The organism is Psychrobacter sp. ANT_WB68, from assembly GCF_008369115.1.
Classification (GTDB): domain Bacteria; phylum Pseudomonadota; class Gammaproteobacteria; order Pseudomonadales; family Moraxellaceae; genus Psychrobacter.
Window position 1 is genome coordinate 20,981 of the sequence record NZ_VOAZ01000002.1, and the last position, 14,724, is coordinate 35,704.

Annotated in this window: 10 protein-coding genes; 7 read left to right on the forward strand and 3 right to left on the reverse strand. The window is 45.8% G+C overall.

The annotated features are described in order from the left end of the window. Nucleotides 1-52: 52 nt before the first annotated feature. The 3 genes from dut to FQ084_RS05340 form a co-directional block, all read right to left on the reverse strand. Entirely contained in the window at nt 53-517 is a 465-nt protein-coding gene (dut, locus tag FQ084_RS05330) for a dUTP diphosphatase (protein ID WP_149489623.1), read from the reverse strand. A 135-nt stretch (nt 518-652) separates the two neighbouring features. Continuing rightward, nucleotides 653-2,056 carry a magnesium transporter gene (mgtE, locus tag FQ084_RS05335; protein WP_149489624.1) on the reverse strand — a complete coding sequence of 468 codons (1,404 nt, stop codon included), beginning with the start codon at nt 2,054-2,056 and terminating at the stop codon, nt 653-655. A gap of 102 nt (nt 2,057-2,158) precedes the next feature. Further along, nucleotides 2,159-4,192 carry a UvrD-helicase domain-containing protein gene (locus tag FQ084_RS05340; RefSeq protein WP_149489625.1) on the reverse strand — a complete coding sequence of 678 codons (2,034 nt, stop codon included), beginning with the start codon at nt 4,190-4,192 and terminating at the stop codon, nt 2,159-2,161. 896 nt (nt 4,193-5,088) lie between these two features. Between FQ084_RS05340 and ndhC the strand changes: the two genes are divergently transcribed. The 7 genes from ndhC (at nt 5,089) to nuoH (ending at nt 14,715) form a co-directional block, all read left to right on the forward strand. Next, nucleotides 5,089-5,712, forward strand: coding sequence for an NADH-quinone oxidoreductase subunit A (gene ndhC, locus FQ084_RS05345; protein ID WP_149489626.1), 624 nt, complete (start codon nt 5,089-5,091; stop codon nt 5,710-5,712). A 121-nt stretch (nt 5,713-5,833) separates the two neighbouring features. Next, nucleotides 5,834-6,502, forward strand: a complete 669-nt coding sequence (locus FQ084_RS05350) for a NuoB/complex I 20 kDa subunit family protein (RefSeq protein WP_149489627.1) — start codon at nt 5,834-5,836, stop codon at nt 6,500-6,502. Nucleotides 6,503-6,642: 140 nt separating this feature from the next. Next, nucleotides 6,643-8,418 (forward strand): NADH-quinone oxidoreductase subunit C/D, encoded by a 1,776-nt coding sequence (gene nuoC / locus FQ084_RS05355; protein ID WP_149489628.1) that lies wholly within the window; start codon nt 6,643-6,645, stop codon nt 8,416-8,418. A 206-nt stretch (nt 8,419-8,624) separates the two neighbouring features. Continuing rightward, complete coding sequence (gene nuoE, locus FQ084_RS05360) at nt 8,625-9,134, forward strand: NADH-quinone oxidoreductase subunit NuoE (protein ID WP_149489629.1); 510 nt, start codon at nt 8,625-8,627, stop codon at nt 9,132-9,134. Beyond that, nucleotides 9,131-10,555 (forward strand): NADH-quinone oxidoreductase subunit NuoF, encoded by a 1,425-nt coding sequence (nuoF, locus tag FQ084_RS05365; protein WP_149489630.1) that lies wholly within the window; start codon nt 9,131-9,133, stop codon nt 10,553-10,555. The genes nuoE and nuoF overlap by 4 nt, the downstream gene beginning before the upstream one ends. Nucleotides 10,556-10,565: 10 nt before the next feature. Beyond that, nucleotides 10,566-13,670 carry an NADH-quinone oxidoreductase subunit NuoG gene (nuoG, locus tag FQ084_RS05370; RefSeq protein WP_149489631.1) on the forward strand — a complete coding sequence of 1,035 codons (3,105 nt, stop codon included), beginning with the start codon at nt 10,566-10,568 and terminating at the stop codon, nt 13,668-13,670. Nucleotides 13,671-13,719: 49 nt separating this feature from the next. Continuing rightward, nucleotides 13,720-14,715: an NADH-quinone oxidoreductase subunit NuoH gene (gene nuoH, locus FQ084_RS05375; protein WP_188032925.1), complete on the forward strand. Its 996-nt coding sequence runs from the start codon at nt 13,720-13,722 to the stop codon at nt 14,713-14,715. Nucleotides 14,716-14,724 lie beyond the last annotated feature (9 nt).

Genomic DNA, 14,724 nt, shown 5'->3' on the forward strand with positions numbered 1-14,724 from the left:
ACAACTTAGGTTATGCGATTTAGATTATACAATTTAGAGCAAATAATAATGACTACTGACGACCAGAATGTCCAAAACCGCCCGCACCGCGCGCACTGGTATCACTAAATTCTGCCACCACTTCAAACTCAGGACGAGCAACCGGTACAACCACATATTGCGCCATACGCTCGGCAGGATTTAACACAAAATCTTCATTACTGCGATTCCAAATACTGACCATCAGCTCACCTTGATAGTCGGCATCAATCAAGCCGACTAAATTACCCAAGACAATACCGTGCTTGTGACCAAGCCCTGAACGCGGTAAAATCATGCCAGCAAAGTTAGGATCTTGAATATAAACAGCCAAACCAGTACCAATCAAATGCGTCGCACCGGCTTTAATCGTCAATGGCTCATCAATACAAGCACGCAAGTCGATACCTGCGCTGCCGTCAGTGGCGCGCGTCGGTAAGGAGAACGCTTTATCTTCAGTAATCTTGGGGTTTAGGACTTTAACTTGTACAGCTTGCATAACGCACTCACTTAACGATTTAATAGTTTTATAAACAGAATGAATCTAGGGTAGGCCCTGATTTTTATATATACTTAACAACAACTATTCTTATTATAAATAGCTGCTGATTTCTAACTTTTCATAGGCGATTGACTAAAGAATCAGCACGCTTGCCAAGCCCAAAAACGACATAAAGCCGACAATATCCGTCACGGTGGTCAAAATAACCGAGGCGGATAGTGCAGGGTCGATGTTCATACGTTTGAGCATCAGCGGAATACTGATGCCTGAAACGTTGGCGGCAGTCATGTTAATCGCGATAGCCAGCCCGATAACGGCACTAATTTTAATGTCATGAAACCATAATTGAGCAATAAACGCCATGATTATCGCCCATATGATACCGTTTATCGCGCCAACCCACAGCTCTTTATTGAGTAGCCACAAGCGATTTGACCCACCAATTTGACCCATCGCCATACCGCGAATGACCACCGTCAGCGTTTGCGAGCCTGCAATACCGCCCATACTGGCAACCACGGGCATCAGTATTGCTAGCGCCACGACTTTTGCCAGTACCGCTTCAAACTGACCAATCACTGCAGCAGCTAAGAGCGCGGTGCATAAATTAATACCGAGCCAAATACTCCGACTCTTGGCACTGGTCAAAATAGGCGCAAACAGCTCTTCATCTTGGCTAACACCGGCAAGGTTTTTCATGGTGCTATCGACATCATCTTGGATAATCTCCATGATGTCTTCACCATTTAACTGACCGACCAGCTCGCCATGACTATTAATCACAGGGGCAAAGCGAATGTCTTCTGAACGAAAAATCGCTGCCGCATCTTGAATATCTAAGCGGTCATTAATCGTAATGGCTGCATCAATCAGCTCTTCAACTAAGGTACGTTGGTCGTGTTTAATCAAATCGACCAGACTGAGTAGCCCAAGTAATTGTTGGCTTTGGTCAACGACCAACAGTTCTTGGCTTTCGTCATCGAGCAAATCGGCATTTTCCCGCAGCCAGTTTTGTACTTCTGCAAGGGTGATATCGTCCCTGATCTGAATGAGATCGGGATCCATATAACTACCGACTTCCCAGTCGGCATAGGTATCAAGCTTATTGACCTGAATGCGGATATCTTCATCTAGAGTTGCCATCACCGAGGTACGCACACTTTCGGTAACGGTATCTAAAATTTCAGAGATATCTTGCGCATCAAGGTCTTGGGTAAATAGTGATATCTCTTTTGAAGAGACGTTTTCTAACAGCGGCTGGCGTGTATCAAACTCCAGCTCAGCAAGCACTTCACCTTTGATATCTTCTGGCACCTGCGCCCAAATCAATAAGCGGTTTTGGCTAGGGAATGATTCTAGTAAACTAGCAATCTCATACTCTGACTGCTTTTCTAAAAACTCAGTAATCGCCTCGTACGCTTTATCAGCAACCAAACCTTGTAAATACAGAAGCTTGTATTCGCCGCTCGACTCTGCCGGATTGTATTCGCCTTGTCGTGTCAATGGTCTTTCAGGATTCGGCGTCGAGGTGGGCATAAAGGTTCCAAGTTTTCAAAAGGTAGTAATATAAAAATTGAGCTTACCGCTTATTTTAAGCGCGGTAAGCATAAGCATGAGCGGCTTTTCTAAGTGTTAGGCTTAGCGATTCCCTAGTAAAGCACGAATATTGGCCAAGTATTCATCAGCGACTTTTTCAGGGTCTTTGCTGGCTTTTTTCTTTTTCGCTTTGGCTGGCCAGTCGATATGCTCTTCCGGCAATTCATCTAAAAAGCGTGATTCAGACGTTACGCGCATCTGCCCGCCGGCGCGGCGCTGAGTGGCGAGGGTCAATGTCAGCTCACGACGAGCGCGGGTGATACCTACGTACATTAAGCGCCGCTCTTCTTCGACCGTCTCGCTTAGGATAGAGTTGCGGTGCGGTAGCATCTCTTCTTCAAGCCCCATGATATAAACAAAATCAAACTCCAAACCTTTTGCCGCATGTAAGGTCATAAGGTTTACTTTATTGGTGTTTTCTTCTTCTTGCTGTTGCTCGAGCATATCAAGCAAAACCAGCTTACGAATGATGGTATCAATGGTGCGGTCTTCATCTTCTTCGGCACGATTAATCAGCGACTGAATACTGGTATAGAGCATATCGATATTATCGATACGGTTTTTTTCTTGTTGCGGCGTTTTTGAGTCGCCACGAACGAAGTCAATATAACCGGTCTCGTCAATCATTTGACGCACGATCGGCACGGGATCGGGATGCTGATCCAGCTCACGGGTATAGTGACCAATAAAGTCACCGAACTCTTTTAAGGTGCCATAGGCTTTTGATGGCAAAACGTGAGCAAGCCCGGCATGGGTACAAGACGCCAATAACGAAATGCTATGCTCTTGTGAAAATAAGCCAAGCTTTTCGAGCGTTGCCGGTCCCATTCCGCGCTTAGGCGTATTGATAATACGTAAAAACGCACTATCGTCTTCAGGGTTAAGAATTAAACGCAAATAACCCATGATGTCTTTGATTTCACTACGGGCAAAGAACGATTGACCGCCCGATAACTTATAAGGCACTTGCAGCTGGCGTAACTGTGCCTCTAGCATGCGCGCCTGAAAGTTACTGCGATAGAGGACCGCATATTGCTCCCACTCATTACCAAAGCGCAATTTATGCGTGACGATCTCTTTTGCCACGCGCTCCGATTCATCGTCGTCATTACGGCAATTAATAATACGAATTTTTTCGCCTTGACCTTTATCTGACCAGAGTTTCTTTTCAAATAAATGCTCGTTATTGGTGATAACGGCGTTGGCAGAGGTCAAGATACGCGTGGTTGAGCGATAATTTTGCTCAAGCATGACAATTTTAAGCTTCGGGAAATCTTCTTTGAGCAGCGCCATATTTTCAGGTTTTGCGCCGCGCCATGCATAGATAGATTGGTCATCATCGCCAACGACAGTAAAGCGTCCTTGCGGTCCAACCAGATATTTAATCATCTCATATTGAGCAGTATTGGTATCTTGATACTCATCCACCAATAAATAACGAATACGGTTTTGCCATTTATCGCGTAGCTCTCTATTTTCACGCAAGATTTTGGTTGGCAGTACAATCAAATCATCAAAATCAACGGCGTTATAAGCACGCAGGTTACGCTCATATAAAGCATAAAGGGTAGCAAAAATCATATCTTCTGGATCGTCTAAGGTTTCCATCGCCTTATCAGGTTCAATCAGATCGTTTTTCCAATCAGAAATCATTTTTATCGCTTTGCCGACCAACTCACGACTTTCCGCGCCGCTTAAGTTGTCACGCATCATCAGCTCCATCAGCAAACGCTTGCTGTCGTCACTGTCCATGATGGAGAAGTTGCCTTTGAGTGGCGTATGGATCAGCTCATAACGTAAAAACTGTAGCCCGAATTGGTGAAAGGTAGACACCGTCAGCCCGCGGGTTTTTTCACTCGGTAGCAATTTACTGACACGAGCTTTCATCTCACGCGCCGCTTTATTGGTGAAAGTCACCGCCGTGATACGCTCAGCTGGCATGTTACATTCTTCGATCAGATACGCAATCTTACGCGTAATCACCGACGTCTTACCGGAGCCGGCACCTGCTAGCACAAGCAATGGACCAGATACGTAGAGCATCGCTTCTTGTTGTTTGGGATTAAGTTGACTCATAAGGTGACCTGTAAGACAAAAGCAAAAAAGGAAAGCAAAAATAGGCTGACGCTGATATCGAGAGTCGCAAAGCCAAATGAAAAATGCCCATATTAGGCAAATCGGTGGTGCCACATGGCGTCGATAAGGTTAATCATACAATTCGCTCATCAAACTCATGGCTATTAATATTTTGTGACAATTAATCATAAGTGCCGTCATTAAACATCCCCTGACACCACCATGAAATTCGGTGGGTCATTATAAAGCAAAAACCCTATCTTTGGGTGAGGAGTTCAAGGATGAGTGCCTAGTAAAAAAGCGTTTGGATTGCGTGACTTACACTATATATACCAGCGCCTGTTCGGAAATATGGATTTGGGCTTAATATAAGGTAACGTCTATAGCATAGTTCATCGTAGAAAAAACACATTTTTTTTGCAGAGAAAATGACCGTCCAATGCAGTTAAAAACTAGCTTTTGATTGCCGATATGCGTATAGTACGTAAATAATTTATGCCAGTTGTCACGTCATTGTTGACCACGTGTAATGAGCTATTAAATCAATTAAGTAAACACGCGAATATGACATTGATTTAATAAGTTGATCTTACGTTGTTACAAGATACGTTGGGCGACCAGCCTTTTATCCGCGTACAGAGCGGGACATCTATAGTTGGTCACGTCTGACATCGTCGTCAATAAGCTTGATAATTGGTTATTACCAGCACAGTAGCTATAATAGTCGTTGATTGATCCTAATCACTGAGTTATTTAAACAAATTTACTCAAGTAAAGTGGCTCAATGACAGTTACTTTGTGTTTTCGTCTGCGTTATGCCTGTCGCCATTACCACCATTATTTGTGAGTATTTGCGGTGCGCTTGACACTCGATTGGGTGAGGAGCACGTATTATCATGTCTGCTTTTAATTGGTCAGCAATCGCTTTTATTTTAGCCGCCATTGGGCTAGTTGTCTTTATGCTGGTCGTTCCGCGCTTACTTGGCGGTCGCTCTCAAGGCACACAAAAAGAAGAGGTATTTGAAGCGGGTGTTGTCGGAGCTGGCAACGCCCGCATTCGTTTGTCTGCCAAATTCTATTTGGTGGCAATTTTCTTCGTTATCTTTGATTTGGAAGCGCTGTATTTATATGCCTATGCGGTCTCAGTTCGTGAGGCTGGCTGGCTTGGCTTTGCCGCTGCCGCGATATTTATCACCATCTTGATTATTGGCTTGGTATACGAGCTTAGTTTGGGTGCGATGAACTGGGCACCAGCAGATAAACGTCGCAAACAACCTCGTTTACACGCCGCTCCAGCAGGTTTCAATTTGGCAGATATCACCAGGTTTGATGGGGTTGATGAGCTGATGGTTGATCCGACGGGTAAAATACCGGCGCAGTCTTCAGGGCAGATTAATGTCTCGAACAATATTGAGACCAATCGTCGTCACTTGCAAAATATTGATCATATTAATATCACAGGTAATATTACTTCTGTGGATTTTGCCACGTCTGCACAAAAGGATAAGGTCGAACGCTAATTGTTTGTAGCTGTCTTACTTTAGCCTTATTCGAGCATGGTCACTTATTAATAATAGAAGTTATGGCGATAGTAATGGCAATCTGATTGCCATGTGTCGCTTAAAATAAAGGTTGTATGTTATGAAATACACATTAACAAAAGCCAACCCTGATGCAGATGTCTATCCTGCGCAGACTAGCCAAACGGTCAATGATCCGCTCGAAGACGAAGTCAATAAAAACGTCTTTATGGGTCGTCTCGAAGACCTCGTGCATTCGACAGCAAACTGGGGGCGCAAGCACTCACTGTGGCCATTTAACTTTGGTACTTCATGCTGTTATGTCGAATATGCGACTACCTTAACCGCGGTTCACGATTTATCACGCTTTGGTGCCGAAGTTATTCGCGCCTCGCCGCGTCAGGCGGATGTGATGATTGTTGCTGGTACCTGCTTTGTCAAAATGGCACCGGTTATTCAGCGCCTTTATGAGCAAATGCTTGAGCCAAAATGGGTCATCTCGATGGGTGCTTGTGCCAACTCGGGCGGCATGTATGACATCTATTCAGTGGTACAAGGCGTGGATAAAATCATTCCTGTTGATGTTTATGTACCCGGTTGTCCGCCGCGTCCCGAAGCCTTGATTCAAGGCTTGATGCTGCTGCAAGAGTCGATTACCAAAGAGCGTCGTCCGCTGGGTATTCATGTCAATGAGCAAGGTATCTATCAGCCACAAATGACGCCTGAGCGTGACCGTAAGCAAGCAGATCGTATCGCTGTGAAAAACTTGCGTAGCCCAGATAGTATCTAGCTATAAGTCATTTAATAGTTAACGTTGTAGTTTGGCTCAATCATTCATAATCCGTAAAAGTGCTCAGTACGCATATATTCATCGTAGTTTGGTTATGTTTAACATAGCTCAATTATGATTAATGAAGGAATACATCATTCATGGTCACGGTAGTCGAAAACATAGATCCTAAGATTAAGCCTGTTCCAGCGGTTATCACCGAGTTGGAGCAGAAGTATGCCGGTAAGTTTGTCGTGCAGCACACTGTGGATGAGATTCCAACGGTTTGGGTGGCGCGTGCTGATTTGCTGGATGTTCTCTTATACCTGCGTAAATTGCCAAAACCCTATGTCATGTTATTTGACCTATCAGCGATAGATGAACGCTTGCGTCAACATCGTCAAGGCTTGCCTGATAGTGACTTTACGGTGTTTTATCATTTGATGTCGCTTGAGCGTAATAGCGATGTGCGTATCAAAGTTGCGCTAAGCGAAGACGATCTCAATGTACCGAGCGCCACCAAAATTTGGCCAAATGCCAACTGGTATGAGCGTGAAGTTTGGGATATGTTCGGTATTGTTTTTAGTGGCCATCCGCATTTGACCCGTATTTTATTGCCTAAATATTGGGAAGGTCATCCACTGCGCAAAGAATATCATGCGCGGGCAACTGAATTTACCCCATATTTCTTGAATACTGCTAAACAACAATACGAGCAAGAAAACCTGCGCTTTGTCCCCGAAGAGTGGGGCATGAAACGCTCGGGTCGCGATGAAGACTTTATGTTCTTGAACATCGGGCCTAACCATCCCTCGGCTCACGGTGCTTTCCGTTTAGTGCTGCAGCTTGACGGCGAAGAAGTCGTCGATTGTATCCCCGATATTGGCTATCACCATCGCGGCGCCGAAAAGATGGCTGAGCGTCAAACATGGCACTCATTTATTCCTTATACCGACCGTATTGACTATCTCGGTGGCGTCATGAATGAGCTACCGTACATCATGTCGGTTGAAAAGCTTGCGGGTATTACCATTCCACCGCGCGCTGAAACTATCCGCGTGATGATGAGTGAGTTTTTTCGTATTACCAATAATCTGCTATTTGTGGGTACCTTTATTCAGGATGCGGGCGGTATGACGCCGGTATTCTATATGTTTACCGATCGCCAAAAAGCCTATGACGTCATCGAAGCCGTGACTGGCTATCGTATGCACCCAGCATGGTTCCGTATCGGCGGTACAGCGCACGATTTACCGCGCGGTTGGCAACGTTTGGTTCGCGAGTTCTTAGACTGGATGCCAAAACGCTTGGATGAGTATGTCAAAGCGGCACTGCAAAACAGTGTGCTTAAAGGTCGTACTCAAGGCGTTGCGCAGTATAATACCAAGCAAGCATTGGCGTGGGGCGTCACGGGCGCAGGTTTACGTGCGACCGGTTTAGATTTTGATTTGCGTAAAGCACGTCCGTATATGGGCTACGAGAACTACGATTTTGAAGTCCCAGTCGGCTATAACGGCGATGCTTATGATCGCTGTATGGTCAAAGTCGAAGAGATGCGCCAGTCGCTACGTATCATCCGTCAATGTATGGATAATATGCCGCAAGGTCCTTATAAGGCAGATCACCCATTGGCAGTACCACCGCCAAAAGATCGCACTCTAAACGATATTGAGACCTTGATTAACCACTTTATCTCCGTTTCTTGGGGTCCTGTGATGCCAGCGGGTGAGTGCACCACGATTGTGGAAGCGACCAAAGGTCTAAACAGTTATTACATCACCTCAGATAAAGCGACGATGAGCTATCGTACCCGTATTCGTACGCCGACGTTTGCGCACCTGCAGCAGATGCCATCAGTGATTAATGGCTCACTGGTATCCGATGCCATTATGTATTTGGCATCGATTGATATTGTGATGGCCGATTGTGACCGCTAGACGTCGACGGTGATGCGTTTATCGTCATCATCGTTTGTAAATGCTAAATGCTAAATGCTAAATGCTAAATGCTAAATGCTAAATGCTAAATGCTAAAAGTAAGACACGTTCATTAATATGTTATCGCCAAACTGGCACACCAAAACGCTGTCATTGCGCCATGAGCGCAACCTTAACAGTGGGCTGAGTGAGGAAAGAAAAAGATTATGAGAATTGTTTCCGATAAAATGCCAAAAGTAGATGTGGCAAGTATCTTAACCGCTGAAGAAATTGCGGCTATCCATGAGTTTATGCATCATTATCCCCACCCACGGGCAGCGTCTTTAGATGCGCTAAAAATCGTGCAAAAGCGTAACGGCTGGGTCGATGATGCACAAGTCAACGCTATCGCCAATATTCTAAATGTTCCGATAACTGATATGGATGGGGTGGCAACCTTCTTTAACCGTATTTATCGTCAGCCAGTCGGTCGCAATGTCATCCTTATTTGTGATTCAGTGGCTTGTTATCTAACCGGTTACGAAGCGCTGGCGGCTGAATTAAAAGCGCAGCTGGGCATCGACTATGGTCAGACAACCGCTGATAACCGCTTTACGCTATTGCCGATTTGTTGTTTGGGTAACTGTGATAAAGGCCCTTCTGTCTTAATTAATGAAGATACTTATGGTCCTGTGCAGCCTGAAGAAGTCGCCCAATTGTTGGAGCTATACGCATGAGTTTAACGATTTCAGAGCAGATTGCTCGTCGCGGTCAAGGCAAAGCGCCAAGCCAATTAAATGACCAGCGCATTCCTGTCTATGGCGATAAGGCGACCGCTACCAGTGAAACCAAACCGCTTACATGGCGTTTAGCACATCACGATGCGGTATTGGATTTGGCCACTTATGAATCGCTACGTGGTTTTGAAGCGCTAAAAATGGCCTTAAACCAATCACCAGATGATACCCTAAACACCATCAAAGAAGCCGTGGTCAAAGGTCGTGGCGGTGCAGGTTTCCCAGCAGGTATCAAATGGTCGCTGATGGCACCACCCGATGGTGGTCCACGTTATCTTGTCTGTAATGCCGACGAGATGGAGCCGGGTACTTTTAAAGACCGTCTGCTGATGGAGCGTCTGCCACTACAGCTTATCGAAGGTATGCTCATCTCTGCTTACGCCATCGGTGCAACAGCCGGTTATATCTTTATTCGCGGTGAATATATTTTAGCAGCAGAGCGTTTAAATACAGCGCTTGAAGAACTTCGTGCCAATAACTTAGTCGGCGATAATATTTTAGGGTCAGATTTTAGCTTTGATTTACACGTCCACACCGGTGCGGGTCGTTATATTTGCGGTGAAGAAACCGCTTTGATTAACTGCCTAGAAGGTCGCCGTGCCAATCCGCGTACTAAGCCGCCATTTCCACAAGTAGCGGGAGCATGGGGACGTCCGACGGTAGTCAATAACGTTGAAACCTTACATAACGTTTCAGCGATTATTTTGCATGGTAGCAAATGGTATCAAGATTTACCAAAAGCCAAAGGCGTGGTCGAAACCCCGGGCACTAAGCTGTTTGGCTGTTCAGGTCTAGTCAATGATCCCGGTCTGTGGGAGCTGCCATTTGGTTATACGGCGCGTGAAATTATCGAAGATTTTGCTGGTGGTATGCAGGAAGGCAAAAAGCTCAAGGCTTGGTTACCAGGCGGCGCATCAACTGACTTTTTAACCGCTGACCATTTAGACACCGTTGTCGATTTTGACACCATTCAAAAAGCTGGTAGCCGTATGGGTACGGGTTTATTAATGGTCGTTGATGAAGAGCAAGATATGGTGCCATTATTGCGCAACCTTGAGATTTTCTTCCAACGTGAATCATGCGGTTGGTGTACGCCATGCCGTGATGGTCTACCGTGGGGCGTGAAAATATTGACTGCCATTAACGACGGTCAAGGTCAAATCGGTGATGTTGAGAAATTAGAAGAGTTGACTCGTGACTTATGGATCGGCAAAACCTTTTGTGCCCATGCGCCGGGTGCGATGGAACCACTGATGAGTGCTATTAAATATTTCCGTCCTGAGTTTGATCAAAAAATTGCGCAGGCGGTTGGTGAAGATGTCATTGAGGCTGCAGCCAATCAACAGCCAGAAGTGAAATAAGGAGAGCGGCATGGCAGTCATACATATTGATGGAACCACTGTCGAAGTAGATAGCGCAGATAACTTGCTCCAAGCATGCTTATCACTCGGCATTGATGTGCCGTATTTTTGTTATCACCCCGCCTTAGGTTCAGTCGGCTCTTGCCGTCAGTGCGCGGTTAAGCAATATCAGTCTAAAGAAGATATGGAAGCGGGTCGCGGTCGCCTCGTGATGTCATGTATGGTCGCTCCAGGCGATGATATGTACATTTCAGTGACCGATGATGAAGCCAAAGCATTTCGTAAGTCGATGGTTGAGCTGTTGATGGTCAACCACCCACATGACTGTCCAACTTGTGAAGAAGGTGGACATTGTCATTTGCAGGACATGACCTATATGTCAGGTCATAGCCGCCGTCGTTATCGCTTTACCAAACGCACCCATCACAACCAAGAGCTTGGTCCGTTTATTGCCCATGAAATGAACCGTTGTATTGCTTGCTATCGCTGCGTTCGTTTTTATAAAGACTATGCAGGTGGCGAAGATTTGGGTGTTTATGGCTCAAACGAGCGCGTTTATTTTGGTCGTGATAAAGACGGTCAGTTCGAAAGCGAGTTCTCTGGTAATTTAACCGAAGTGTGCCCAACGGGTGTGTTTACTGATAAAACCCACTCTGAGCGTTATAACCGTAAATGGGATATGCAATATGCGCCAAGCATTTGTCATGGTTGCTCTGCCGGTTGTAACATCTCTCCGGGCGAGCGTTATGGTGAATTGCGCCGTATCGAAAACCGCTATAACGGTGAAGTAAACCGTTACTTCCTATGTGACCGTGGTCGCTTTGGGTATGGTTATGTCAATCGTGAAGACCGTCCAACGCAAGCGCTTGAACGTATCAATGACAAGCATGTCAAAATCAATATCGATTATGCGCTTGATGAAACCATCAAACGTATCAAAGATAAAAAAGTCATCGGTATTGGCTCACCACGTGCGAGCCTTGAGACCAACTTTGCGCTAAAAAACATGGTCGGCTTTGATAACTTTTCAACCGGTCTAAACCATCAGCAGCAAGCACTGGTCAATAAATGTATTGAAGTATTAAGTACCGAGGGTATTTATAACCCCGGTATGACTGATATTGAAAGTCACGATGCCGTATTGGTGCTAGGCGAAGATATTACCCAAACCTCATCACGTGTGGCGCTATCGATTCGTCAAGCAGCAAAAAATGAAGCCATTAAAATGGCGGCAGCAACCAAAACCCAATCATGGCTAGCCGAGCCAGTCAAACGTATTGGTCAAGGCGTACAAAGCCCAGTATACGTCATCGATGTTATCCAAACTAAGCTAGAAGATATCAGTAAAGTCAGCGTCGTTGCGACCCCTGAAGATATCACTAAGCTTGGCTTTAAAGTCGCTGATGCGATTGCTGGTTTTGCTGATGATTTAGCACAAATAGCAGATCCGCAAACAGCACAACAAGATGTCGATGATGCTAATACTGATGGTATGCAAGCGTTGGCACAGCAAATTGCTTATGACTTAATTCAAGCCGATAAGCCGTTAGTTGTCTCTGGTAGCAGCTTATCATCGACTGCTTTGATAGAAGCAGCGGCACAAATTACTCAGGTATTAAGCCAAAAGCGTGCAGCGATTAAAGCGACTGAGCAGCAGCAGGTTGAGGCGCATAACGCTATAGTTCGTGATGAACAGGTTCGCGCCGCTGAAGCACAAGCAGCAACTGCTCAGCAAAGCGAAGACAAAGACTTATCTGCTAAGCCGAACAAACCTGAAACCGGCGTTGATACAGAAGTGCAAGACTACGTCGAACGTAAGCCGGCAACCAAGCTTGAGCTAAAAGAAGTTAATAAACAATACCATGCGCAAGCTGGTATTTATTTAGCGGTTCCTGATGCCAATAGCATTGGTGTTTGTATGCTTGGCGGTCAATCCGTCGAAGAATTATTAGCGACTGATTTTGATGTGGTCATCGTTGCTGAAAACCAGTTGACTGATGCCATTGATGCGCATAAATTAACCCAGCTATTGACTGACAAAACCGTCATCGCCCTTGACCATCAGCTCCTTGATTGGCATAAAGACGTCGATATCGTCCTGCCAGCTGCTAGCTTTGCGGAAGCGGACGGTACGCTCATCTCTGCTGAAGGTCGTGCGCAGCGCTTCTTCCAAGTCTATGACAACGAATATTATCATCCGATGAGCAGTATCAAAGAAGGCTGGCGCTGGTTACATGCCGTTCATAGCAGCTTAGAAGGTCGCGATGTCGATTGGACACAGCTTGATGATGTCATCAATGCCTTGGTTGCCACTCATCCTAAGCTTGCTGGGATTAAAGGCGCTGCTCCGGATGCCGATTACCGGATGACCGGTCTAAAGATTGCCCGTCAGCCTCGTCGCTACTCAGGTCGTACTTCTATGCGTGCGCCAGTATCTGTGCATGAGCCGATGCAGCCAAAAGATTTGGATACCGGTTTAACCTTCTCAATGGAAGGCTATAGCGGTAAGCAAACGCCAAGCTCGATGATTCCTTTTGCCAGTGCAGCCGGTTGGAACTCACCGCAAGCATGGAATAAATACCAGGATAAAGTCGGCGGTAGTCTCAAAAATGGTGACCCAGGCGTCCGTCTGTTTGATCAATTAGAGCGCCTAGCCACGCGTCAATATGTTGCGCCAGAAGTTACCTCGGTGACGACAACGGATATGCAGCAAGGACAAGCAAAACTAGTACCTATTTATAACCTTTATGCCAGCTCTATGATGGCATCGCGTAGCCCCGTCGTTGCTGAGCAATTGCCGCTAGCAACATGGCGCGTCGGTATTGACGATGCAAAAGACTGGAATATCGCTGATGGAGATTATCTGGCGATTGAGATTGATAAGCAGCAAATCACGTTGCCAGTAGAGCTTGTTGGTTACTTAGCAGAAGGTTGTATCGGCTATCCGGTTGGGCAGGTGGATATCATTCATCCTTCAATGCCAGCATCGGTACGAAAAGTTGATGCGCCGGTCACGATGATGGGCAGCATGGCGACAGATAGTGCTATAACAGCCAATACCAATAACCGCGCGACACAAGTAAGCAGCGCGCCGACCACCACACAGGAGCTGTAATATGCAAGTTACCCGCATTATCCCTGATGTGCCAAGCTTTTTGGCTGGTATGATGACCTTTGATACCTGGTCAATACTCTTTATGGTCGTGCAATCGCTGGTTATCTTTTTAGTGGTGGTCATTGTAGCGGCAATGATGATTATTTATGAGCGCCGTATGCTAGCACTCTGGCAAGATCGTTACGGTCCTAACCGTGTTGGTCCATTTGGCTCATTGCAGCTGGTTGCTGATATGCTCAAAATCTTCTTTAAAGAAGATTGGACGCCAAACTTCACCGATAAGTTTATGTTTACCTTGGCACCAGCGGTTGCTATGTTTACCGCGTTGGCGTCATTTGCCATCATTCCTATCTCCCCAACCCTTGGGGTCGCTGATTGGGATATTGGTATTTTATTCTTCTTTGCTATGGCAGGTATTGCGGTCTATGCGGTGATGTTCGGTGGCTGGGCATCTGCCAATAAGTTCTCTTTACTTGGCGGCTTACGTTCAGCCGCACAAACTATCAGTTATGAAGTCTTTTTAGGCTTATCATTGATGGGTGTTGTTGCCTTAACAGGTTCATTTAACCTACGCGAAATCGTTGAATCGCAAATTGACGGCTGGTATATCATTCCGCAGTTCTTTGGCTTCTTAACCTTTGTGGTTGCTGGCGTTGCCGTTACCCATCGACATCCATTTGATCAGCCTGAAGCCGAGCAAGAATTGGCCGAAGGTTATCATGTCGAATATTCAGGCATGAAGTTCGGCATGTTCTTTATCGGTGAGTATGTCAACGTCGTACTGATTTCTGCGTTGATGACCTGCTTATTCTTCGGTGGTTGGCTTGCGCCGTTTAATTTAGATATTCCGTTTATTCCACCAGCTTTTTGGTTCATGATTAAGACACTATTCTTTATGACCATGTTTATTTTGGCTCGAGGCTCACTCATGCGTCCGCGCTATGATCAGGTGATGAACTTTGGCTGGAAAGTCTGCCTGCCGGTAACCTTGATTAATCTGTTGGTTACTGCTGCGGTCATTTTGATTTTTTCCCCAACGTTGTAATCGTTACTA

Excerpts from the sequence above, each read along its gene's own strand:
- dut (WP_149489623.1), bottom strand. The coding sequence starts at position 517 with ATGCAAGCTGTACAAGTTAAAGTCCTAAACCCCAAGATTACTGAAGAT.
- mgtE (WP_149489624.1), bottom strand. The coding sequence starts at position 2,056 with ATGCCCACCTCGACGCCGAATCCTGAAAGACCATTGACACGACAAGGC.
- FQ084_RS05340 (WP_149489625.1), bottom strand. The coding sequence starts at position 4,192 with ATGAGTCAACTTAATCCCAAACAACAAGAAGCGATGCTCTACGTATCT.
- ndhC (WP_149489626.1), top strand. The coding sequence starts at position 5,089 with ATGTCTGCTTTTAATTGGTCAGCAATCGCTTTTATTTTAGCCGCCATT.
- FQ084_RS05350 (WP_149489627.1), top strand. The coding sequence starts at position 5,834 with ATGAAATACACATTAACAAAAGCCAACCCTGATGCAGATGTCTATCCT.
- nuoC (WP_149489628.1), top strand. The coding sequence starts at position 6,643 with ATGGTCACGGTAGTCGAAAACATAGATCCTAAGATTAAGCCTGTTCCA.
- nuoE (WP_149489629.1), top strand. The coding sequence starts at position 8,625 with ATGAGAATTGTTTCCGATAAAATGCCAAAAGTAGATGTGGCAAGTATC.
- nuoF (WP_149489630.1), top strand. The coding sequence starts at position 9,131 with ATGAGTTTAACGATTTCAGAGCAGATTGCTCGTCGCGGTCAAGGCAAA.
- nuoG (WP_149489631.1), top strand. The coding sequence starts at position 10,566 with ATGGCAGTCATACATATTGATGGAACCACTGTCGAAGTAGATAGCGCA.
- nuoH (WP_188032925.1), top strand. The coding sequence starts at position 13,720 with ATGATGACCTTTGATACCTGGTCAATACTCTTTATGGTCGTGCAATCG.